The following is a 22,245-nucleotide window of genomic DNA, read 5'->3' as shown; positions in this document are numbered from 1 at the left end:
TTTAGAGTGCAGAATGGCACTAAAAAATCTAGATTAATCATCAAAACATCAACACCACTTTTAGGTGAAGGAGACAAAGCATGATATATCAAGGCAAGAGCCTTTCAGCCCAATTACTCGAAGACGGCATTGTAGAATTTAAGTTCGATGCTCAGGGTTCAGTAAATAAGTTTGATCAAGCAACTTTTGAAGAATATATAGCCGTAGTGGCCGCAATTAATAACTGCAGTGAAGCTAAAGGCGTAATAGTTACTTCAGGCAAATCAACATTTATTGTTGGTGCTGACATTACAGAATTTTTAGTTTCATTTAGTCAGCCAGAAGATGCCTTAGCATCTTGGGCAAAAAAAGCCTCAGACGTTTTTGACTCATTTGAAGATATTCAATTACCCACTATAGCCGCTATCAATGGCATCGCTTTAGGCGGTGGTTGTGAAATGACGCTGGCATGTGACTACCGAGTTGCAGCGACTACTGCCAGTATCGGACTGCCAGAAGTTAAACTAGGTTTGATGCCTGGTTTTGGTGGTACTGTACGACTACCTCGACTTATTGGTTTTGATAATGCGGCAACTTGGATGTCTACAGGTAAAGCATTCAAACCTGCAGCAGCACTAGCACAAGGTGCTATTGATGCCGTTGTAGAACCAGAAAATTTACAAGCTGCTGCTATTAGCATGCTTAAACTGGCAATTGACGGCAAACTAGATTGGCGCGCGAAACGCCAGCCGAAATTGGAAGCATTAAAGTTATCGCCGACAGAACTCATCATGTCATCAACTACCTGTAAAGGTATGATTGCCGCTAAAGCGGGTAAACATTATCCAGCACCAATGGTTATGATAAATACATTGATTGCTAGTGCTAACTTAGATCGCACTGGTGCAATGGCTGCTGAGAATACTGGTTTTGCTAAATTAGCGAAAACTGATGCAGCAACAGCACAAATTGGTTTGTTTATGGCAGACCAAGTGATTAAAGGCAAAGCTAAGAAAGCAAGTAAACTTGCGACAAAAGCTGTCAATAAAGCCGCTGTATTAGGTGCTGGTATTATGGGTGGTGGTATTGCATACCAATCAGCTTATAAAGGCACCCCGATCATTATGAAAGATATTAATGATCAAGCACTTGATTTAGGTTTAACAACCGCTACGGGCATTTTAACTAAACAAGTTGAACGTGGTCGTATGAATGCTAAGAAAATGGCAGGTGTATTAAACAACATCACTCCATCATTAAGTTATGACAGTGTTAAAGACGTAGATATTGTTGTTGAAGCGGTTGTAGAAAACCCTAAAGTTAAGGGCATGGTTTTAGCTGAAGTTGAAGGTGTGATCGGTGAAGATGCGATTCTAACGTCAAATACTTCTACTATCTCCATTGATTTATTGGCACAGAGTGTAAAACGTCCACAAAACTTCTGTGGTATGCACTTTTTCAACCCTGTAAATAAAATGCCATTAGTAGAAGTTATTCGTGGCAAAGATACTTCAGATGAAACGGTTGCGGCAGTCGTGGCTTATGCCGCTAAAATGGGTAAATCTCCGATTGTTGTTAATGATTGTCCTGGTTTCTATGTTAACCGTGTTTTATTCCCATACTTTGCTGGTTTTAGCCAATTAGTACTTGAAGGTGCTGACTTTACCGCTATCGATAAAGTCATGGAAAAACAATTCGGTTGGCCAATGGGCCCTGCCTATTTACTTGATGTTGTTGGCGTTGATACTGCTGATCACTGTACAGGTGTTATGTCATCTGGTTTCCCTACGCGAATGAAAAAAATTGACAACGACCCTGTTAGTACTCTTTATGCTAACGAGCGCTTAGGTCAAAAGAACGGTAAAGGCTTTTACGATCACATCAAAGACAAGCGTGGTCGTCCAATGAAAGTTCCAGCTCCTGTTGCTTACGAGTTACTTGGTCAACATTGTGCTGATAAAAAAGACTTTAGCAGCGAAGAAATCATAGCTCGAATGATGATCCCTATGGTTAATGAAGTGGTTCGTTGTTTAGAAGAAGGTGTAGTTGATACTGCAGCTGAAGCCGATATGGGCTTAATCTATGGCGTTGGTTTCCCTCCATTTAGAGGTGGTGCAATTCGCTACCTAGAAACTCTAGGTTTAGATAACTTCATCGCAATGGCTGATAAGTATACTGATTTAGGTGAAATTTATCATGTGACTGATGGCCTTCGTGAAATGGCAAAATCAGGTAAATCTTACTTCACTACCGATGTTAAATTAGCTTAAGCCGAGGAGAATAAAATGAACGAAGTTGTAATTGTAGACTGCATACGAACTCCAATGGGTCGCTCTAAGGCCGGTGTTTTTCGCAATGTACGTGCTGAAGCACTATCAGCACACTTAATGAAACAAATTTTAGTACGTAATCCTGCATTAAACCCAGAAGACATTGAAGATGTTATTTGGGGTTGTGTGAAGCAAACTAAAGAACAAGGTTTTAATATTGCACGTAATGCATCATTACTTGCTGGTTTACCAAAGTCCATTGGTGGCGTTACGGTAAATCGCTTATGTGGCTCTTCTATGGAAGCGTTACATCAAGCAAGTACTAGCATCATGTCAGGACAAGGCGATGTATTCCTTATTGGTGGCGTAGAGCACATGGGTCACGTACCTATGATGTATGACGTTGATTTTGATCCAGCACTGAATAAAAATATCGCTTTAGCCTCTGGTAACATGGGCTTAACGGCTGAGTTATTAGGTAAACAACACGGCATTACGCGTGAAATGCAAGATGCTTTTGGTGCGCGTTCGCATCAAAAAGCGCATGAAGCACACTTGGCTGGTCGTTGGGATAATGAAATTGTTGCAACACAAGGTCATGATGCTACTGGTGCATTAACATTAGTAGAGCACGATGAAGTTATCCGCCCTGAAACAACGGCAGAAAGCTTATCCGCTTTGCGCCCAGTGTTTGATCCGGTCAATGGTACGGTAACTGCCGGAACTTCATCAGCGTTATCAGATGGCGCTTCAGCAATGTTGGTTATGTCTGCTGCTAAAGCGAAAGAATTAGGCTTAACACCACGCGTTAAAATTCGTGGTATGGCCGTTGCTGGTTGCGATCCTGCGACTATGGGCTTTGGTCCTGTTCCTGCTACCAAGAAAGCACTAAAACGTGCTGGTTTATCTATTGCAGATATTGAGTTATTTGAATTCAATGAAGCTTTTGCTGCGCAAGCATTATCTTGTGTTCGCTCATTAAAAGTGGAAGATAAAATGGATCAAATTAACTTAAATGGTGGTGCTATTGCATTGGGTCATCCTTTAGGTTGTTCAGGTTCACGTATCTCAGGTACGCTGATTAACTTGATGGAAGGACAAGATGTTAATATTGGTTTAGCTACTATGTGTATCGGCTTAGGTCAGGGTATCGCAACAGTATTTGAACGCGTGTAATATTTAATTATCGCCATAAAAAAACCCAGCAGTTGCTGGGTTTTTTATTGTCTTAAATAAATTAATCCGTTTGCTATAACTATTTAAGAAGAATTTCTTGTAGTGGCGGTACTACTTGCTTTTTACGGCTTAACACACCTTCTAACCAAGCTTTACCATCTTTTGGTGTAACACCAAATGCTTGCTCAGCTAACGTATCACTATCGCTCGCTATCAATAACTCTGAACCTTCTTTCATGATATCAGTTAATAGTAGGAAAACACTGTGACGGTCACCCTCAGCTTTAAGTTCAGCAATATCAGCATACAACGCATCTTTAATGTCATCAAAAACGGCTAAATCAATGACTTCAAGTTGACCAATACCCACTTTCTGACCGTTCATATTGAAATCTTTAAAATCTCGTTTTACTAGATCTCGAATTGGAGTACCTTCAACTGCAGATTTTACTCTAAACATGTCCATGCCAAGCTCTTTAAAATCTTCAATACCGGCAATCTCAGCTAATGCTTCTACACATTTAATATCTGCAGTTGTACAGGTTGGTGATTTAAAAATAACGGTATCACTTAAAATGGCACATAACATTGCACCCGCAATATTTTTCGGGATCTCAACATTATTAAAATCATACATCATCTTGATGATTGTATTAGTACAGCCTACCGGGCGGACCCATATTTCAAGCGGTGTAGACGTCGTTAAATCACCAAGTTTGTGGTGATCAATAATACCTAAGATAGTCGCTTGATCAATATCATCAGGAGCAAGTTCAATATCACTGTGATCAACAATATAAACACCTTCGCCAGCATAGCTAGTTTTTAGCTCTGGCTGTTCAAAGCCAAACTTGTCTAAGATAAACAGTGTTTCAGGGGTAAGTTCACCTAGACGAGCAGGAACAGTTTCCTCGCCTAAAGTGGTTTTCAAATATGATAATGCGATAGCTGAACAGATAGAATCTGAATCAGGTATTTTGTGTCCTACAACGTAATTGGGCATAAAAGTGCTCTCCTTAAATTATTCCATTCTACCAAAATAACTATGGATTGTGTATGCTCATCACGCAGTGCTTAACGATATATTATAACTTAAATGATCACCTAGTTCAGGTGATCACAGTCGCGCTTTAGCGTTACTTATAAATAGCTTAAGGTTTTAAAGGGAAGCCCATTTTATCAACAAGGGTTAACCAAGGTATTCTCCAGCCACCTTTTGCATCACAGGTATCTAATGCATACATAGTGATCTTGGCACCAATCCAACGAAATGGCTCAGGTGGGATCCAAGCAGGTACTGTTTTGGCAAATTCTAAATTACGCTCGGGAATATCAACATCGTCAACAATCGCCAAAGCAACGCGAGAGGCAAAGCGACTTGCGGTAACACCAAACCCAGAATAGCCGCCCGCATAGATCATTTTTCCACCGTGATAATACTGATAATGCACCGCCATTCTGGTTGTCAAAGCAATAGGCCCACTCCACGCATGCGATATTTTAATATCTTTTAATGCGGGTAGCGTTTTGTATAACATTCCCACCAGTTTAATAAATGGCTCAGGGGTTTTATCATGTTCAGGATCGGTATCGTTATCAAAAAAGTAACCTAAACGGCCACCAAATAAGACACGATTATCCTTTGTTAAGCGCATGTAGTTTAACTGCGTTCGAGTATCGTAAATACCTTGTCTATTTTTCCAACCTAGCTCGGCAAGCTGCTCTTCAGTTAGCGGCTCAGTCATCACAATACGATCACGAATGGCCGCTACACGTGTACTGATTTTCTTTTTATGTTTAGTGAATGCGTTGGTCGCTAAAATAACTTTATTCGCTGTAATACTGCCTTCAGGCGTATTAATAAAAACTTGTTGTCCTCGCGTTTTACTTGTCAGCATAGGTGTATTTTCATAAAACACTACGCCGAGATCTTTTGCAACGCGTTTTAGGCCCCAGGCCATTTTTGCAGGATGAATAGTTCCTGAGCGCTTTTTAGACCAAAGACCTCCCTCAAAAAATGGAGAGTTAATCTCTGCTTGAATTTGTTTTTTATCTAATAAATGGGCATCGTGACCAAATTTAACGTACAGCTCATGTTCACCTTCAATATCGTCAATGCCATGTTTCCCGACAGCAACCGTTAATTCACCTGTCCATTCAATATCACAATCAATATTGTATTTTTCAATGGTGTCACGGAACTGATCCATATTCTCTTTACCGAGACGTTCCAACTCTTCCATGTCATTTTTGAATAAACGGTTAGAGTTTTCCATACCGTGCATTAGCGAAGTAGATAAAATAGCACCTGGACGACCTGATGCGCCAATTGCAGCAGTATTGGCTTCTATCACAACAATTGCTCGATCAGGGTTTTGTTCTTTGGCTTGTACCGCCGTCCACAAACCAGTAAAACCACTACCAACAATCAATAAATCGGTGGTAATCGCTGTTGTGAGATGAGCTTCAGCAGCTGGGCGATCTGGATTGTCTAACCAAAAAGGGGTGAATTTCGTGTTTTCTAATGCTAGTTTAGCTTGGTCTTGCACAGTACTAACTCCTCTATAATATTACATTGGTGTGAGTATCTATACCCGTTCCACTTGAAGATGCATGATTCAGCTGGAATTAGAAACGCCTTTAGGCAAGGCATTGATTGAAGAAAATAGTTATTCTATTGTCGAAATCAATAACGCAGCATAAAGCGTTTCTAAACCAGCCCCTTGGGGAAGGCTGAGTAAATCATACTCTGCGTTACATTTCTTTTTAAGGGAAAGCCCTTAATAAAAAAATACGCCTTGATTATGAATCGCTCAGACTTCATGAAACGAGCATCTTCAAGTGGAGCGGGTATATAACAAAGTAAGTTATTTATAAAAGCCTTACTTTTATAAATACTCCTCGTACACACCATCTTAGTTTTATAGTACTAAGTTAACCTGATGAGAGTTTTTAGATACCCCCTAAAAGGTAGCTAATAAAATTTATTGGTGGGAGTTATTGTCCATCGACATAAATAGATAAATGATCGACATCTTTGTCTAATGACTCTGATTGTAAAATATCAATAAACAAAGCTAATAGTTCTGACTGGCTTGATAAAAAGGTTTTGCTATAAATATTTTTTTTATGCATTTTTACTGTTTCGTAGCCAATGGTCATAATAGTGCCAATGGCTTTTGTGGAATGCCCTTGTAGCAATAGTTGGCATACCTGATATTCTTTCTTGGTTAGGATGTCTTTACCGAAATTAAGCAAGACATTTTCAACATTTGAGTGGGTAGTTTCGCTGCTTTCACCCATCATAGCCAAGTGGCTATTACATAGGTTTTGAATGGGGGTTACTAACTGAGCAAAAAGTGTTTTATCCAAAGACGAGAACTTCTCACTATTGCCAAATCGAGAGATATCAAGGTGTAAACAATTATCCTTATCTATCGGAAATAGATAACCTACCTCATCAGTCAGTGATAAAAAATTAAAGTAAGAACTGTAACTGTTTGAAAACTCATCCGGCGCTATTTCATCTAGAGAAAAAAAGCCCTCTTTCCCTTTATCAGCAAACACTCGGTAGAAAGGATCTAGTACATATAAGCGTGTTAAATAGCGCCAAGACTCCTCACCATACAGCATGTTTTTTTTACCATCATTTCCATAACGATAATGTAACTTTGTATCTGCAGACTTATGAAATTGCAGAACAATTAGCTCATCAAAATCAAAAGTTATTTTAAAAAAGTCTTTCAATTTAGAATAAAAGTGCTCTGTACCAACATGCTGAGTTAGCTCAATTAGCGCTAAACTATATTTATCTAATTTCATAAAATGACCGCACTTAACAAAAGTTTCTACTTAATAATAGTAAAGTTTGAAATACAAACAAAACAGCGACTCAAAAGAGTCGCTGTTTCAAGCGATTACAATACCTAAACCAATATTGGTTACACTGTAGCTGTTTTCATTTTTTTCATGCCACGATAGGTAACTACTTCACCCATTATGATAACACCAATGGCACCCCATAATACTTCCCAAGCAACACCCTCGCCTGGTACATAAATAAATAACGTTATCGTTACCATTAATATGGCGGCACAAAGATAGGCGCAAGTTTTTACAAATTTAGGACTACCTGGAAATCTAAACGTGCCATCCTCTGCAATTTTGCCATTAATACCAATATGCGTTTCACGTATTTTAACAAATGCTGTACACACAGCGACGTAAGGCAACATAAAAATAACACCACTAAAAGCAAATAAAGACCAGAATAAATCTTCGTTATTACCCGCCATCACACCATATAAAATCAGTAATATTGAAGCAGAAATACCAAGTAATATAGACGCACCTACTGGTGTACCATGCTTAGATTCAACCGCAAACAATGCCGGTAATTCATCATCAATAGCCGCTTCTGCTGCTGCACGATTAGCACCCATTGCCCACGTTGCACCATTGGAGAAGAAGGTATAAAGCGCACCAACACCGAGAACAACAACGAAAGCATCACCCAATGGACTGCCACCGAAGAACTGACCTAAGGTATCCATCAAACCATCAACTACATCAACTTTATCAGCAGGTTGTGCAATTAATATCGCAGTAGTTGCTAAGATATATGCACCTACCACTACAGCAATTGATGAGAAAACAGCTTTAGGTAAATCTTTACGTGGGTCTTTCATTTCAGCGCTACTAGCACTGGCTAATTCAAAACCGAGCATACCGTAAACAACTGCAGGTAAATATTGTAAGCTCAAGCCGCCATTTTCTGTGCTTGGGATCATCGTATCTAAGGTAAATTCATTTGCTATACCGTGCTCCATGCCATACAAGATGCCACCGATAATTAATAATGCAAAGATAATTAACTTGATCGCTGCCCCAATATTTGGGATCCATTTACCCACATTTAAGGCAACAATATTAACAAAAACCACAACCCATATCAGTACCACACCCATGATGATTTGTGCTGTTAGCGACATATCAGGCATGAATATTTGCGAGAATACGCCCGCAAAAAGAATGAAGATAGCAGGTACCCAAACGGCAACATTAGACCAGTAATACCAGCTAATTCGTGATGCCATTTTTTGGCCGTATGCCCTTTTTACCCAAGCATAAATACCGCCTTGTTCAGGGTAAGCTGATCCAAGTTCAGTACTGATAGCACCGAAAGGTACTAAAAAAAAGATAGTCAGTATTACCCACCAAAAGATAACTGTTGGTCCCATTACGGCCCCAGCAGCTAAGGTATCTAGTAATAATACGGCTGAAATACAGAATAAAAATATATCCCTTTTTCCAAGCGTTTTCTCATGTAAATGTAGCTCACTCATACTTTCCCCTAAGTTATAATTATAGACTGCACTTCAATAAACTCGCGTAATCCTTCAACACCCCATTCACGGCCATTTCCTGACTGTTTAAAGCCACCAAACGGTGCATGAGAGTTGAAATAAGTGCCTTGAATATAACTTTGTCCAGCACGGATTTTTCGAGCTATTTGTAGTGCAGCATTTGCATCTTTTGCAAAAACACCAGACGACAACCCAAAGACAGTATCATTGGCAATTTTAATTGCTTCTTGTTCGTCTGAATAAGGGATCATACATAACACAGGTCCGAATATTTCTTCTTGTGCTATGGTCATGTCATTGGTTACATTGGTAAAAATAGTTGGCATTACGTAAGCACCTTGTTGTAATCGAGCGGGGATTTCTGGTCCACCGGTTACAAGTTCAGCACCTTCTTTAATACCAATATTGATATAGTCTAAAACTCTTTTTTGTTGTAAGGACGAGCTCAAAGGCCCCATGGTAACGTTTTCGTCTTGTGGGTCACCAACCACATTTTCTTCTGCTACGGCTTTGGCGATTACAATCGCCTGTTGATAAAGTGATTCAGGTACTAACATACGAGTTAATGCACAGCATGTTTGACCTGAGTTAATCATGACATCTTCAACGCCATATCGAACAGCTGCAGCTAAATCTGCATCGTCAGTGATAATAAACGGAGATTTTCCACCAAGTTCCTGACAAACACGTTTAACTGTTGTTGACGCCGCTTGAGCAACTTTAATACCCGCTCCTGTAGAGCCAGTAAACGAAACCATATCAACGTCAGGGTGTGAACATAAATGCTCACCAATTTTGAAACCATAACCGGTAATTACGTTAAACACGCCAGCAAGTACGCCAACTTTGTCGAAGATTTCAGCCAAAATAAGGTCTTGCAAAGGCGTTTGTTCTGCGGGTTTAGCAACAATAGTGCAACCAGTTGCTAATGCTGGGCCTATCTTTCCAACGAGTTGAGATAACGGGTAATTCCATGGGTTGATTAAAACACAAACACCAACTGCGGAATGACATTGCATCACGCCATGTTCTGTTGATGATTCATCAACATAAGACGTCATGTCGGCATAACCTCTAAAGGCGTCGATCGCGCCTTGCACTTGAATATCAAAAGCAAGATGTTTAGGACAGCCCATAGAGGTAGATATAGCACTCGCAAAATCATCTATTCTATTTTGCATTTCATCAGCAATAGCAGTAATTAACTGACTTCGCTCTGCTGGTGTTGTTGCTGACCATTGCGCAAATGCATATTTTGCTGCTGCTATTGCCTTATCAACATCTGCAATTGATGCACTGGGTGTTTTAGCGCAAAGTTCTGAGTTAGCCGGATTGATCACATCAATGGTGTCTTCAGTGTTTGGCAATTGCCAGTCACCATTAATATAGAGCTTGTTATATGTATACATTTTTTGATCCCGCTATAAAAATAATAACTTAGACTATGCTAGCCCTATCAAGTTAAGTACCCCCTTTAGGGGAGTACACAAACCAAACCATTCAAAACTCTATTTACAACTGTATAAATAACGAACTTATTTCATTGTTAACCAATAGATTATTTCAATCAGGGTGCAATTTTTTGTACTGCATTTTTTATCCGGCGGCTAAACATCCAGACGCTAATAAGTACAATTGGCATCAACAACGTCAAGGCTACTTCCCTATTAAATGTATAACCAAGGCTACTGCTGGCATCCAATAAATACTTGCACAGTGCCAGTACGTAATAGGTCATAATAATTACTGAAAGCCCTTCAACTGTTTGTTGTAAGTTGAATTGCATCTGCGCCCTTTTATCCATTGATGTCAGCAAGGCTTGATTTTGTGCTTCAATCGCCATATCAATACGGGTGCGTAAAAAGTCACTAGCGCGATCGACTCGACTCGATAAATCATCAAGCCTACGTTTTGCCGCAAGTACGGTTCGATATGCCGGAGATAATCGTCGGTCGATAAAGGCACTAAAAGTCTGTAATTCATTAATGTCTTTTTCTTCTAATTCAGCCAACCGACTTCTTACCATTTCATAGTAAGCACTGCCTGCATCAAAGCGATAACGTGAGCTAGCGATGATTTCAGCAATATTAGCGGCCATTGCTGACAATTCAGCCAGTTGTTTCTGCTCATCATTCGACGACTTAATATCTTTTTGCTTCTTGAGCAACATGGCCAATTGCGATTCCATTTTGCTGACTTTGATACTCACTTGTTGTGCAAGCGGAAAAGCCAATAAGGTCATATTTCGATAGGCTTCAATCTCTAATAGTGCTCTAAGCACGCGGCCACTTTGACATTCATTCAAACTAGTATTAACCAACAATATTCGGTTAAAGTTATCCTCATGTAACCGCAACGCACTGAGTATAATAGCCTCGCCATTATGTAATTCAGAGCCCATTAACCGCTGTCCCTCAAAATATTGACGTAAATGATCTCTTTCTAAGGTCACGCTTCCTTCACTTAACGCATCAATATGAACGGCAGCAATTAACTCACCTGATATCCCCTCAAGCCAATCAATGGGTACTAGCGCTACAGGTGGGCAGTCAAAAGGTTTCAATCCGCTGTCATGTATTAAAAAGGTGTAACTACTAAATTCTGTATGGCGCTCCCACCTAATTTCGTATTCACCCATTTTTTGGTAAAAACACGATGCATTGGCTAAAGGAGGATTGACGCTATATCGATGACATAACTCATGTAAGTGAGCTAATTCAACGGCTTGACTATCACCCTCTTGATGAAGAAAGCAAACTTGTGAAACGCGAAGTGGTACATTTGAAACAGGAAACGGTCTAGCATGTAAATCGGCATAACTTTGACTGAAATAGGCATGTTTATTCAGTTGGCCATACGCTTTATGATTCGGTTGAATCAAGATATTAGCTTTGCCTATCCCCAGTTTTTCCGGACTCTCATTCGCGGTAAAAAGTTCCAATCTACTTCCTCTTATTTTCGTCACTTAGCTTAACTAGTTCAGATCCAAGTCATCTTGGTTAGGTATCATTAAGTTAAACTAATTACTTAATAAGCGGACGCGCTCATTAACCGATTTAGTTGACCACATTGTTAAGCCAGTTCAGTCTTCACAATGCCTGCATTACTCCATTAACTCTGGCAGGATGAGTGATTACAATCTGCACTGTAATCTGTTTTATCTATTGAATAACAATTTAAGCTTATGTTAAATACAAAACAATACACGTTAAGTTTTACACCTATCAAACTTAATAGATCTTTTTGCACGCACAATCACCCATAAAAATGCCTCTCGATGAGTGTGAATTGTGTTTAAGGAGTACTTTCGTTTCAACAGATGAACTGGGTGGATTTACTAAAACGGCATTGCATTACTAACGTGAGTAATCCCCCCGTTCGGGTATTTATTAATCAAGTTACTTCTGAAATAGTAATAAGCTAATACTACACATTACGACAATAGGTAGAGTGATTATGAATAACCGTAACGAAGCAAAAACCTCTCAGGAGTTAAATACAGCAAGTAATGAAGAGAGCTTATCTCAGGAAGCTACTTTCAACTCTGATGTTGAATTCAGTAGTAACTTTGCAGTTAACTTACTTAAAAAACGCTTATATGTAGAACAAGAAGCGAATAGCTGTTACGTGCTCGGTTACAATTAATCGTCATTCAAAGTAATACTTCACTGAACAGTTCCCAGCCTTTCTGAGTCAGTGTTATACCATATAGATTCATACTCGATATCTACGCGGCACAGAACAGGCCTACTCATTACATACCCCTCCAACAGATAGAACAGTGCCTTTTAAAACTACGACCAGTAAGAATTAAGAAGAAGCAATAAGAAATAATAAAAAGGGCATATACCCTGAGGTATACGCCCTTTTCTGTAGTTAAGTCACTATTGCTCTTTATCTACGAATACAACCTGGAAAGCTACAAAGCATTTCAAAAATGAGGTTGGCTGCTAATAAGGAGGTATTACCTGAAGTATCATATGGTGGTGATACCTCAACTAAGTCAGCACCAATAAGATTAGTACCCCACATGCCACGAATGATCTCTAAGGCTTGTGGCGAGGTTAACCCTGCTGGCTCTGGTGTGCCAGTTCCTGGCGCAAATGCTGGATCAATACCATCAATATCAAACGTTAAATAAGTCGGTATATCTTCACCAATAACCTCACGCACCTCTTCCATTAAGGGCACTAACGATTTCAACCAACATTCTTCTGCCTGTACAACTCTTACGCCTCGGTCCACCGCCCATTGAAAATCACCCGCACTATAACCGGTTGCACGTTGACCAATTTGAATCATTTTTTTCGGGTCAACTAAACCTTCTTCAATAGCACGTCTGAAAATAGTACCGTGGCACTCTTTTTCACCAAACATAGAATCATTAATATCCGCATGGGCATCAACATGAACTAATGCCATCATGCCGTGCTTTTTATGCAAGGCTCTCAAGATAGGCAAACTGATAGTGTGATCGCCACCAACAGTCACTGGCTTAATATTACTCGCCATAATGGTATCGTAATGCGCTTCAATAATTCGAATAGAGTCAGCAAGATTGAATGTATTTATTGGAGTATCACCAATGTCTGCAATTTGGAAACTATCAAATGGCGCAGCTTTGGTATACATACCGTAAGGACGAACTAAGACTGATTCATTGCGAACAGAACGAGGGCCAAAGCGTGTACCACTTCGGTTACTAGCACCAATATCCAGTGGCACACCTACAATACCTATATCTAATTCATTGCTTATTTCACTGCTTGGTAAGCGAAACATAGTACCTGGACCACCGAAACGTGGCATTTGATTACCGCCTAATGGCTGATTGAAATTATTATCTGTCATACTCTAACCCTCATAAGTGTAATTTTTGCTTATATACCCGCTCCTCCTGAAGATGCTCGTTTCAGGAAGTCTGAGCGATTCATAATCAAGGCGCATTTTTTTATTAAGGGTCATTCAGGAGCATATTCTCCTGAATGACCCTTAATAAAAAAATGGAACGTAGCGTATGATTTGCTCAGACTTCCCCGAGGGCTGGTTTAGAAACGCTTTATGCTGCGTTATTGATTTCGACAATAGAATAACTATTCTCTTCAACCAATGCCTTCCTAAAGGCGTTTCTAATTCCAGCTGAATCCTGCATCTTCAAGTGGAACGGGTATACACCTAATATTGTAAATTTAGCCTTGCTCTATGTAGTTTATTTATGAGCACGCTCTAATGCCTACAATGAATGTAGCAATTTAACGGGCATTTGGTTATACCCAAAAGAGGGTGAAAAAGTGTTTTTATTGCATTATTCGAAGAATTTCAGTGGGAATACATCGACGAACTAAGCATCAGCCTAGTATTGCGTTGATGCTCGATTGGACTTAAATATCCATTTATCCTGACCTAAAGATACTAATGGAGCACCATTGGAACCCTTAATAAAAAATAAAGATAAAAAGGGCCCCATATCAAATTCCCACTTCATAGCTAATTCCGATAATTTCATCTCTCATTGTAAGTCTCTTTATAGAGATAAATTAGATACTAAAACTGATGTTTTATTACTGAGTTTATGTTCCCTTGGTGCGCATTGAAGAAGTAAAATTTTTAAGTTTTGAATGTTTGTCGAGGTCAACTGAACATCAGTTAGTTGACCTAAGCAAGTCGACAGCGGAATTTAAATAACTGGTATAGCGTACGTTCCCAAAATCGCTTTTTGAGACTCATTTTATGATCAACAGAGCAAAATACCGCTATAGAATGAAAACAATAGCTATGACGGCTGCAAGCTCTTAGCTGCCGTTGATCTTACATCACTTGATGTTAACTTAGAGCTTCCGTAAACTGAATTAGAGAACACAGTCTATTTCTAGGTTCTGAACGATTTTTTTACTGACTTATGGTGTAGTTTAAGTGATGAATAACAACAATAGCACCAGAACGTTTTAATCAATTAAATCACCTGAAATGTGTATTTCAAGTGGTTTAAGCCTGATTGTTTAGCTAATTCATTTGGAGTTTTATATCTAATTCAATCATCTAATGATATTTCTATCGTTAAACTCATAAAAAAGCACTTGTTAATACTATGTAACAAGAACGACTAATTGAAGAGTTTATTGTGTCTGGATATTTTACAATTAAGATTTGGATGTTGGTTCTGTTGTTTTAACATGTTAAAAAGTTTAGACATTATCATTTTGGTATGTTTTATGCTTAATATAATGCAAAATAAAGTGATGACGTTTCACTCTTAGCATTTACCTTCAAATAATATTCGTGAAGGGATTAAAAGGAATATCAAATGAAATTTAAATTTTTAAACATTGCCTTGGCATGTTTATTTTTATGCGTTACATCAACTTCGAATGCTGGATTAATATTCGATATAACTGAATATACGGATAGCAAGATGGCCTTTAGTGTCACTGGAACACTAGACCAAGCATATAATTCTAATCGACATGACTCATTATTTTACGTAGGAACGGATTTCAGTCTTAGCCAGATGTGGAACTCATCTAATATGGTATTTACCGGGAATTCTACCGTACAAGGAAATTCAGTAACTTGGGATAGAGCAAATAACGGCAGCACAACAGGGTACGCACTTTTTGGTTGGGCCAACTCATTAAATACCATATTGGCTGCAGGCACTGTAATTAATTTTGACGTTACGGCAGTTGGCACGTTCAACTCGATCGATTACGCTCCAAGTGATTTCGAGCTGTATATCGGAACTAACACTATCAGGCATGCCCACCACAAAATCGCAGATGCGGTTGATAGCACAAATAAGGTACCAGAACCATCAACACTTGCTATTTTTGCATTAGGAATGATTGGTTTCGCATCGCGTCGATTTAAAAACAATCTTAATTTATTTTCTTTCGTAGTAAATTATAGAAAACATCAATTGTAATGATTGGTGTTTTTTTTGTTTCTGGTGATTCTTAACTATCAGAATACTCTACACTTAACGACCGCTATGGTGGCTAAGCGGACTATTTATTAACAGAAATTCAAGGTTAAATAGGGCTGCTTTGTGGCATTAGTTGACCGTTCCAACTGCTCGATTGGACTTAAATATCCATTTATCCTGCCCTAAAGATACTAATGGAGCACCATTGGAACCCTTAATAAAAAATAAAGATAAAAAGGGCCCCAAATTCCCCTCCCCCACTTTATCGCTAACTCTTATTCATTATTCCTCGCTGCAAGCTTTCTTTAGATAGCACCATTGCTAATAAATTATTCATGTCATATTACTGAGATTTATTAGTAATACCCAAGTGACAATAAAAATTTAGTTTTTTTAGTGTTCAATGCTTTGAAATTATGGGACATTAATAAAAGTCAGTTAATAATTATGGAACAGATGTTACTGAAAGTCCTCCATAATAAGCTGTTAGGTTTTCAATATCGCCGAGTGTTGAAAGCTTGAATTTTTTCGGCATAACTCAAGAAATGGAGAGCACAAATGGGTGGATCATCTAATGACGACCGTAGTGACAGTATGAATCCGAATAACGATGCATATGATGACAGTATGGATAATCATTCAAACCAACTTAATCCTAATAATGATGAATATCAAGGTGACGATGAGGATTAAACTTTAAAGTTGTTGGGAATAAAAACCTAACAAGGTAATCAAGCGGAAAAATAATATTTGGCCATCGCTTCGCGATTATAGCTAACCGTTTTTCCGCTTATTAAGGCGTACGTGTCAGTTTATTCATAGGGTTAGCAATGGAAGAATTTAAAAGTTTAGAAGAACTAACTCTGATGGATGAAAAGCATGAGCTTATGGGACGTTTTTGCGGTTCTTTTCCAAATATTAAAGGTATGCACGATTATCTTTCTAAAGAAGTTCTAAATGAAGAAGTTCCAGATGAGATACAGGGCCAATTTAATGTAGCTAAAAATATGGCACTTTATTCCTATTTCTTCTATGCATTAGCTCCAGAAGTGCACCTTAAAACATATACTGTAATTGAACATGCGCTTAGAGTAAAAATGAAGCCAAAAAAAACAATGATGCTAAAAGCTCTCATTAATCATGCAGTGGCCCAACGTTGGATTTCAGATGCAGGCTTCCGCCACATAGATAAACCAAACTCAGATAATGAGTGGTGTAAAACGATGGTTACTGTTATCCCAAGCCTTAGAAATTGTAAGGCACATGGTTCAACAATGCTGGTAGGCGATTGTTTACACCATATTTCATCATGCGCTGATTTTATCAATCAATTGTTTCCACGTAATTAAACACGTAACAAGGTGCTTCAACTAGTCTAGACAACTATTTTAGTCCTCTTAGTTCGACGCTATACCTTATCTAATAAATAGAGTGAATATGTTAATCATTAAAGCTACTAAGGTGCACATCCCAGTAATTGCACGACTATTCGATTTGTATAGACAGTTCTATGAATGCAAACCTGATATTGCGTTGGCAGAGCAGTTCATCTCGGAACGTATTGAAAAAGGTGAATCGACAATATTTCTTGTTGAAAAGGATGGTAAAACCTTAGGTTTTGTTCAAATGTATCCTTCTTTTTGCTCTGTTGACGCGGTAAAAATTTATATTCTTTATGATTTGTATGTTGATGACAGCGGCCGTAGCTTAGGAGTAAGTGCTTCATTAATGGATAAAGCCAAAAGTTATGCTAAAGCAGAGGGTGCTTCTCGAATAGATTTAATGACTGCGTTTTCAAACAAAGCGGGTCAACATTTGTATGAGAAACTAGGTTATAAAAAAGTATCTGAAGACTTTCACAATTACTCGTTACAGGTAGAACAAGGCCTTTGAACGAAGCAAAAACAGTTGTATTTAAATGCTCGATTGGACTTAAACACCCATTTATCCTGACCTAAAGATACTAATGGAGCACCATTGGAACCCTTAATAAAAAATAAAGATAAAAAGGGCCCCAAATCAAATTCCCACAGCATAGCTAATTCCGATAATTTAATCTCTCATTGTAAGTCTTTTTATAGAGATCAATTAGCTACTAAAACTGATGTTTTATTACTGAGTTTATGTTCCCTTGGTGCGCTAAGAAGACATTAACAATTTCAAATGTCAGAATTATTTACAGTCAGCTTAATGTTGTATTGCGGACCTTAATAATTTTATTGAGTGCGGTAGTAATTGCCACTTGTAAAATATATGTAAACAAAACAACCGAATATGATTGAACAAGTGTCTTATTATTTTACACTTTTGAATTTATATTTCATTTAAAACACCTAACCAACTGAAAAGAAAGGTTTTTCTTGTTTGGTATGATTTGTGCTTTACAAGTAATACCAAAAACTATAATAGCATTCTAGTTTCAAGGAATGTATTACAAGGGAATATAAAATGAATATGAAAATGTTAAAAGCGGCTTTGGCTGGTTTAGTTTTATCTGTGAGTGGTTTTGCTAATGCTGGGTTGATTCTTGAAATTGGCGATACAGGCGACAATTTAAACACAGCACAATCATTGACAGGAGGCACTACTCAAGTATCAGGTAGTATTAGTACAAATAACGATGTCGACTTGTTTAGCTTTTATTGGGGGGGCGGTTTACTTGATTTAAACGTTTCTCAAGATAATAGCGCTTTAGACACCCAAATATTTTTATTTGACAGTTTAGGCTTTGGTTTATTTCATAACGACGATGCACCTTTCCCTAACTCAATAATCCAAACAGCATTAGCCGCAGGTGAATATTTTGTTGGTATTTCATCATGGTCTAATGATCCACTGTCAGTTGGTGGCGCAATATTTCCAAGTGATTTTTCAGGTCAATTAACTCCAACAGGACCGGGAGGCGCTAGTTCTTTATCAACATGGGAGTACGATGGAAATAGCTCAGGGGCATATTTGTTAAATATATCATCAACAGCTTCACAAGTTCCAGAGCCTTCTACCCTTGCCATCTTTGCATTAGGTATTATGGGTTTAGCATCACGTAAATTTAAGAAACAATCTTAATATTCTCTTTGTAGTAAATTCAAAAAAACATCAATTGTAATGATTGGTGTTTTTTTGTGCCTGGTGATTGGTAAATTAAGTTGCTCCATAAGTAAACCATCACCATAGGATACTCAATCATACCCTCTATTATGACTCTAAAGACTTTCAGGACACGCTAGCATAGAAATATCGCTATCTATTTGTATCACGCCAATGATCCGTTACAGTATTTAATATGCTATGTCCGCTGTCAGGCAAACACTAGCGAGTAGTGGTTGATAAGTCATGTCTGCTATAGATCAAAACATGCGAAAATTTACACAAGAAATTTTCAAGTGCTAACTTCCGCAATGTATATGGACTCCTCCTTTTCATCAAGCATCCCATTCTTAGATTAAGGCGCGTACGTATATTCGGTTTTTAGATGGAGAAGCTATCTCCTAACCCTCAATGTATGCGCATCTCGATTCCTATATGTGGCAACGGGTTTAAATCCCTCACTGCGGAACAGGTTTTATCAAGATGGATATCTTTATCTAATCTTGGCTTACTCGGTGAAACTCTTTTAAAACTTTTTAAATGCAATAGGTAACAGTAATTTAAGCGATTAGTTCTTTCCTATATTCTGTTCCCTGAGTTAGTAATGCCCACGCAGTTCGAACATTTTTATTAGCTAATGCAACGGCTGCTTTACCATAACCCGCACGTTCAATTAATTTGACTAACCACTCATCTTTTTTAGTGGTGACGGATTTCATGCGATGAACGTATGAGCGAGCGCCTTGTATTAATACTGAGCGAAGTCGCTTATTGGCAACAAATTTACTGATACCCATTAAACTCGCTTTACCACCACTACTGTGTTGCTTTGGTGTTAAACCAATATAGGCTGAGAACTCACGACCATTTTTAAACGCGTCGCCAGTACCTAATGTCGAAAATAGTAGGATGGCGCTAATTGGCCCAACGCCTTCCATTTTAGTGAGATTCGAGCATGCTTCATTGTTTTTTACTAATTGTTTAACTTGTTCATCCAACAATCCAACATCATCACGAAGGTCAAGTAAACGTTGATACATTAGATTAAGTGTAGCTCTGAACATATCTGGTATATCATTTTCACCGTCTTCCAAAATGTCAGGTATATTTTTAAAAAGAGAAGCGAAACCTTTAGGAATAAATACGCCAAATTCCATTAATAAACCACGAATATGATTTGATAAACACGTTTTATTTTGAACCAGTAGCTCTCTTGAACGCTGGATTGACTGCATACCTTGCTGCTCAAGTTCTTTCAATGGTGCTTCTTTTACATTAGGTCTGTTAGCGGCTTCAGCGACAGCAAGTGCATCGTTTTTATCAGTTTTGTGACCTTGGCGAAACGATGATACTACCTTTGCGGGCAGGATTTTTACCCGATGCCCATAACTTCTCGCTAATCTCGCCCAATGATGTGCTGTTGAGCATGCTTCGAACGCCACAAGACTTATAGGCTGTTTAGCCAGGAACTCGGCGAACTTTGTTCGAGGAAGCTCTTTGTTTGTTAGTTCTTTATTTAAAGGCGAAAGAACAGAAACTTGAATAACATTTTTGGCTAAATCTACGCCAATAGTATTAACTTTGTTCATGTATGGATCCTTAATTTGTGTTTGGTAGACACTAATAAACCTAGCTCATAGGTTGGAGGAGTCCATACATTGTGGCATAAGTGAACCTTAGAAAATCATTCAAAAAATCATCATGAAATTATTATGGGCTTAAGTCTGCTGCGTGCGCTAAGCGGAAGTTAGCTTCAAAATATTTGCGATATATTTTCTAATGAATTGACTCTGTCATATTACTGAGAAGTCTCAGTAATAAATCCAAATCAACCTTTCTAAAATCCTAACTGATTGATATTATTTGAAATAGCCTTTATTTTTAGTTTATAAGGTACTGAAAATATGGGATATTAATACGAATTAAATTAAAGTTATGGGACGGACATTACTGAGAAGTCTCCATAATAAGCTGTTAGGCTTAAGGAGGAAGCGGTGAAAAAATCTCTTATATTTATATCAATCATGTTTATGTTCCTAACCTTTAGCTATATAACCCTAGATGCACTTGCAAGAATGGAATGGCTAGGTAATTCGCCATACAAAGTATTTCAAAGGGCTAAATTATCTGGAATAAAAAACAAAAACCAATGCCTTTCACATTATTGGGATTCTTATAAAGAATGTAGTGGTAAGTTTTGTGACTACAAATCAATTACATATGTAGCAATTTGTCTAAGAGGTTCAAGGGGAGATAAGGAAGCTTTTTGTAAGGGTAGTGGTCACTCGTACTTTAACCAAGAATATTTAGACCTTAATCAAAAAGTAGGTTTCTGTAAACTGTTAGGCATAGATGATGACCGTTGCTTAAAAATGAATAAGCCATTGAGAAGTTACTGTGAAGATTAAGCCTAACAAGTCATTCCAAAGGACAAAAAACAGTTGATTTTTGCTCCTACGTCGCCGATTTTAACCAACTGTTTTTTGCCTATGAATGAGGCGTTATATGCAAATGGAGCTTGCAACTATTATCACTCCCAATAAAAAGCTTTTTATTCTCCCTATATTAGGATTAATAATTGGTTTGTACCCGCCATTATTTATCTTTCCTGTTAATTTTGTAGCAGAGGATTTACTAGGGATTTACGAAACTCATCTTTCTATAGGTGCGTGGTGGGCGTTGTTTAGTATTCCTATATTTGCGGTTTACGACTTTGTTTTAATTTTATATTTAGTATTTTCTTTAAAATATAAAGGTAAGCCTATATTGTTAATGCTTAGTATTTTTACGGTGCAAATTTTACTTATATTTAAAGAGCTTGGTGCTTTCGGGTAAATTGCATATAACAAGTCGTTAAAGCAGGACAAAAAATAGTTGGCTTTTGCTCCTTCATCGCTAATTTTAGCCAACAATTTTTTGCCTCTTAACGAGGCGTTATATATACATGGAGCTTGTCTAGCATGGAAGTTGATTACAAGAATTATTCTTTAGATGAACTCTATGATATTGAGGAGAACATTGATCGTGAGAAGTTCCCTGACCGATATAGTTTAGTCCTTTCTCATATTAATAAAAAAGAAAACTGTCCAGTAGCTTCAAGCTCTACCATGGACGCGAAAAACGAAGTAGTGATGGAAGAACATCAACAAATACTTAAACAAAACAATGGAACGTGGTTATTTATTCGCTTTTCAATATTGGCAGTATTTTGTTCATATTTAATGTTCCAAGAGTTTGCTTTCTATCAGCTAGTCATAATTGTTATTGCCTATTTGGCATTTATTGCATTGGTCAAACAGGTGTTTCTTCAATACCATTTATTTAAAACTGGTAAAATCGAAAAACAAATTAGAAAGTCTGGTATTCGTAAAAAGTAAATATAACAAGAATTTAAAGCGGGACTAACAGTTTGCTCGGTTTCGCTTCGCTACACATTTTAGCAAAC

At 38.1% G+C, this 22,245-nt stretch carries 19 protein-coding genes; 11 read left to right on the top strand and 8 right to left on the bottom strand.

The window, feature by feature from the left end:
• Nucleotides 1–80: 80 nt before the first annotated feature.
• On the top strand, nt 81–2,249 hold the full coding sequence (gene fadB, locus CPS_RS01765) for a fatty acid oxidation complex subunit alpha FadB (RefSeq protein ID WP_011041254.1): 2,169 nt from the start codon (nt 81–83) through the stop codon (nt 2,247–2,249).
• Between the two features lie 15 nt (nt 2,250–2,264).
• On the top strand, nt 2,265–3,425 hold the full coding sequence (gene fadA / locus CPS_RS01760) for an acetyl-CoA C-acyltransferase FadA (RefSeq protein WP_011041253.1): 1,161 nt from the start codon (nt 2,265–2,267) through the stop codon (nt 3,423–3,425).
• A 79-nt stretch (nt 3,426–3,504) separates the two neighbouring features.
• Here fadA and CPS_RS01755 read toward each other — a convergent pair whose 3' ends face one another.
• From CPS_RS01755 to CPS_RS01730, 6 genes are all read right to left on the bottom strand, one after another.
• The gene (locus tag CPS_RS01755) at nt 3,505–4,428 is read right to left on the bottom strand and encodes a manganese-dependent inorganic pyrophosphatase (RefSeq protein WP_011041252.1); all 924 of its coding nucleotides are present in this window, start codon (nt 4,426–4,428) and stop codon (nt 3,505–3,507) included.
• 148 nt (nt 4,429–4,576) lie between these two features.
• Complete coding sequence (locus CPS_RS01750; protein WP_011041251.1) at nt 4,577–5,974, bottom strand: NAD(P)/FAD-dependent oxidoreductase; 1,398 nt, start codon at nt 5,972–5,974, stop codon at nt 4,577–4,579.
• A 448-nt stretch (nt 5,975–6,422) separates the two neighbouring features.
• Nucleotides 6,423–7,247, bottom strand: a complete 825-nt coding sequence (locus CPS_RS01745) for a helix-turn-helix transcriptional regulator (protein WP_011041250.1) — start codon at nt 7,245–7,247, stop codon at nt 6,423–6,425.
• Between the two features lie 119 nt (nt 7,248–7,366).
• The gene (locus CPS_RS01740) at nt 7,367–8,770 is read right to left on the bottom strand and encodes an APC family permease (RefSeq protein ID WP_011041249.1); all 1,404 of its coding nucleotides are present in this window, start codon (nt 8,768–8,770) and stop codon (nt 7,367–7,369) included.
• An 8-nt stretch (nt 8,771–8,778) separates the two neighbouring features.
• Nucleotides 8,779–10,200 carry an aldehyde dehydrogenase family protein gene (locus CPS_RS01735; protein WP_011041248.1) on the bottom strand — a complete coding sequence of 474 codons (1,422 nt, stop codon included), beginning with the start codon at nt 10,198–10,200 and terminating at the stop codon, nt 8,779–8,781.
• 158 nt (nt 10,201–10,358) lie between these two features.
• Nucleotides 10,359–11,732 (bottom strand): DUF3422 family protein, encoded by a 1,374-nt coding sequence (locus tag CPS_RS01730; RefSeq protein ID WP_011041247.1) that lies wholly within the window; start codon nt 11,730–11,732, stop codon nt 10,359–10,361.
• Nucleotides 11,733–12,247: 515 nt separating this feature from the next.
• Here CPS_RS01730 and CPS_RS01725 point away from each other — a divergent pair.
• A complete protein-coding gene (locus CPS_RS01725) occupies nt 12,248–12,436 on the top strand; it encodes a hypothetical protein (RefSeq protein WP_011041246.1) in 189 nt (62 codons plus the stop codon).
• Between the two features lie 249 nt (nt 12,437–12,685).
• Here CPS_RS01725 and speB read toward each other — a convergent pair whose 3' ends face one another.
• Complete coding sequence (gene speB / locus CPS_RS01720) at nt 12,686–13,642, bottom strand: agmatinase (protein WP_011041245.1); 957 nt, start codon at nt 13,640–13,642, stop codon at nt 12,686–12,688.
• Nucleotides 13,643–15,095: 1,453 nt separating this feature from the next.
• Between speB and CPS_RS24010 the strand changes: the two genes are divergently transcribed.
• From CPS_RS24010 to CPS_RS23820, 5 genes are all read left to right on the top strand, one after another.
• Nucleotides 15,096–15,713 (top strand): PEP-CTERM sorting domain-containing protein, encoded by a 618-nt coding sequence (locus CPS_RS24010; protein WP_011041244.1) that lies wholly within the window; start codon nt 15,096–15,098, stop codon nt 15,711–15,713.
• 558 nt (nt 15,714–16,271) lie between these two features.
• The gene (locus CPS_RS24225) at nt 16,272–16,406 is read left to right on the top strand and encodes a hypothetical protein (protein ID WP_011041243.1); all 135 of its coding nucleotides are present in this window, start codon (nt 16,272–16,274) and stop codon (nt 16,404–16,406) included.
• A gap of 137 nt (nt 16,407–16,543) precedes the next feature.
• Nucleotides 16,544–17,062, top strand: a complete 519-nt coding sequence (locus tag CPS_RS01710; RefSeq protein ID WP_041736571.1) for a hypothetical protein — start codon at nt 16,544–16,546, stop codon at nt 17,060–17,062.
• Nucleotides 17,063–17,150: 88 nt separating this feature from the next.
• Complete coding sequence (locus CPS_RS01705) at nt 17,151–17,606, top strand: GNAT family N-acetyltransferase (protein WP_011041241.1); 456 nt, start codon at nt 17,151–17,153, stop codon at nt 17,604–17,606.
• A gap of 555 nt (nt 17,607–18,161) precedes the next feature.
• Nucleotides 18,162–18,779, top strand: coding sequence for a DVUA0089 family protein (locus tag CPS_RS23820; RefSeq protein WP_011041240.1), 618 nt, complete (start codon nt 18,162–18,164; stop codon nt 18,777–18,779).
• A 581-nt stretch (nt 18,780–19,360) separates the two neighbouring features.
• Here the strand turns inward: CPS_RS23820 and CPS_RS01695 are convergent.
• The gene (locus CPS_RS01695; protein ID WP_011041238.1) at nt 19,361–20,389 is read right to left on the bottom strand and encodes an IS110-like element ISCps1 family transposase; all 1,029 of its coding nucleotides are present in this window, start codon (nt 20,387–20,389) and stop codon (nt 19,361–19,363) included.
• A 405-nt stretch (nt 20,390–20,794) separates the two neighbouring features.
• On the opposite strand from CPS_RS01695, the gene CPS_RS01690 reads away from it, so the two are divergent.
• The 3 genes from CPS_RS01690 to CPS_RS01680 all read left to right on the top strand — a co-directional run bounded on the left by CPS_RS01690 (nt 20,795) and on the right by CPS_RS01680 (nt 22,177).
• The gene (locus CPS_RS01690; protein ID WP_041736570.1) at nt 20,795–21,208 is read left to right on the top strand and encodes a hypothetical protein; all 414 of its coding nucleotides are present in this window, start codon (nt 20,795–20,797) and stop codon (nt 21,206–21,208) included.
• 97 nt (nt 21,209–21,305) lie between these two features.
• The gene (locus CPS_RS01685; protein WP_041736569.1) at nt 21,306–21,635 is read left to right on the top strand and encodes a hypothetical protein; all 330 of its coding nucleotides are present in this window, start codon (nt 21,306–21,308) and stop codon (nt 21,633–21,635) included.
• A gap of 125 nt (nt 21,636–21,760) precedes the next feature.
• Complete coding sequence (locus tag CPS_RS01680) at nt 21,761–22,177, top strand: hypothetical protein (RefSeq protein WP_011041235.1); 417 nt, start codon at nt 21,761–21,763, stop codon at nt 22,175–22,177.
• Nucleotides 22,178–22,245: the final 68 nt, after the last annotated feature.

The organism is Colwellia psychrerythraea 34H (assembly GCF_000012325.1).
GTDB lineage: Bacteria > Pseudomonadota > Gammaproteobacteria > Enterobacterales > Alteromonadaceae > Colwellia > Colwellia psychrerythraea_A.
Note: the sequence above shows the minus strand (reverse complement) of the source record. Positions and strands in the feature narration are given on the sequence as shown.

Excerpts from the sequence above, each read along its gene's own strand:
- fadB (WP_011041254.1), top strand. The coding sequence starts at position 81 with ATGATATATCAAGGCAAGAGCCTTTCAGCCCAATTACTCGAAGACGGC.
- fadA (WP_011041253.1), top strand. The coding sequence starts at position 2,265 with ATGAACGAAGTTGTAATTGTAGACTGCATACGAACTCCAATGGGTCGC.
- CPS_RS01755 (WP_011041252.1), bottom strand. The coding sequence starts at position 4,428 with ATGCCCAATTACGTTGTAGGACACAAAATACCTGATTCAGATTCTATC.
- CPS_RS01745 (WP_011041250.1), bottom strand. The coding sequence starts at position 7,247 with ATGAAATTAGATAAATATAGTTTAGCGCTAATTGAGCTAACTCAGCAT.
- CPS_RS01740 (WP_011041249.1), bottom strand. The coding sequence starts at position 8,770 with ATGAGTGAGCTACATTTACATGAGAAAACGCTTGGAAAAAGGGATATA.
- CPS_RS01735 (WP_011041248.1), bottom strand. The coding sequence starts at position 10,200 with ATGTATACATATAACAAGCTCTATATTAATGGTGACTGGCAATTGCCA.
- CPS_RS01725 (WP_011041246.1), top strand. The coding sequence starts at position 12,248 with ATGAATAACCGTAACGAAGCAAAAACCTCTCAGGAGTTAAATACAGCA.
- speB (WP_011041245.1), bottom strand. The coding sequence starts at position 13,642 with ATGACAGATAATAATTTCAATCAGCCATTAGGCGGTAATCAAATGCCA.
- CPS_RS24010 (WP_011041244.1), top strand. The coding sequence starts at position 15,096 with ATGAAATTTAAATTTTTAAACATTGCCTTGGCATGTTTATTTTTATGC.
- CPS_RS24225 (WP_011041243.1), top strand. The coding sequence starts at position 16,272 with ATGGGTGGATCATCTAATGACGACCGTAGTGACAGTATGAATCCGAAT.
- CPS_RS01710 (WP_041736571.1), top strand. The coding sequence starts at position 16,544 with ATGGAAGAATTTAAAAGTTTAGAAGAACTAACTCTGATGGATGAAAAG.
- CPS_RS01705 (WP_011041241.1), top strand. The coding sequence starts at position 17,151 with ATGTTAATCATTAAAGCTACTAAGGTGCACATCCCAGTAATTGCACGA.
- CPS_RS23820 (WP_011041240.1), top strand. The coding sequence starts at position 18,162 with ATGAATATGAAAATGTTAAAAGCGGCTTTGGCTGGTTTAGTTTTATCT.
- CPS_RS01695 (WP_011041238.1), bottom strand. The coding sequence starts at position 20,389 with ATGAACAAAGTTAATACTATTGGCGTAGATTTAGCCAAAAATGTTATT.
- CPS_RS01685 (WP_041736569.1), top strand. The coding sequence starts at position 21,306 with ATGCAAATGGAGCTTGCAACTATTATCACTCCCAATAAAAAGCTTTTT.
- CPS_RS01680 (WP_011041235.1), top strand. The coding sequence starts at position 21,761 with ATGGAAGTTGATTACAAGAATTATTCTTTAGATGAACTCTATGATATT.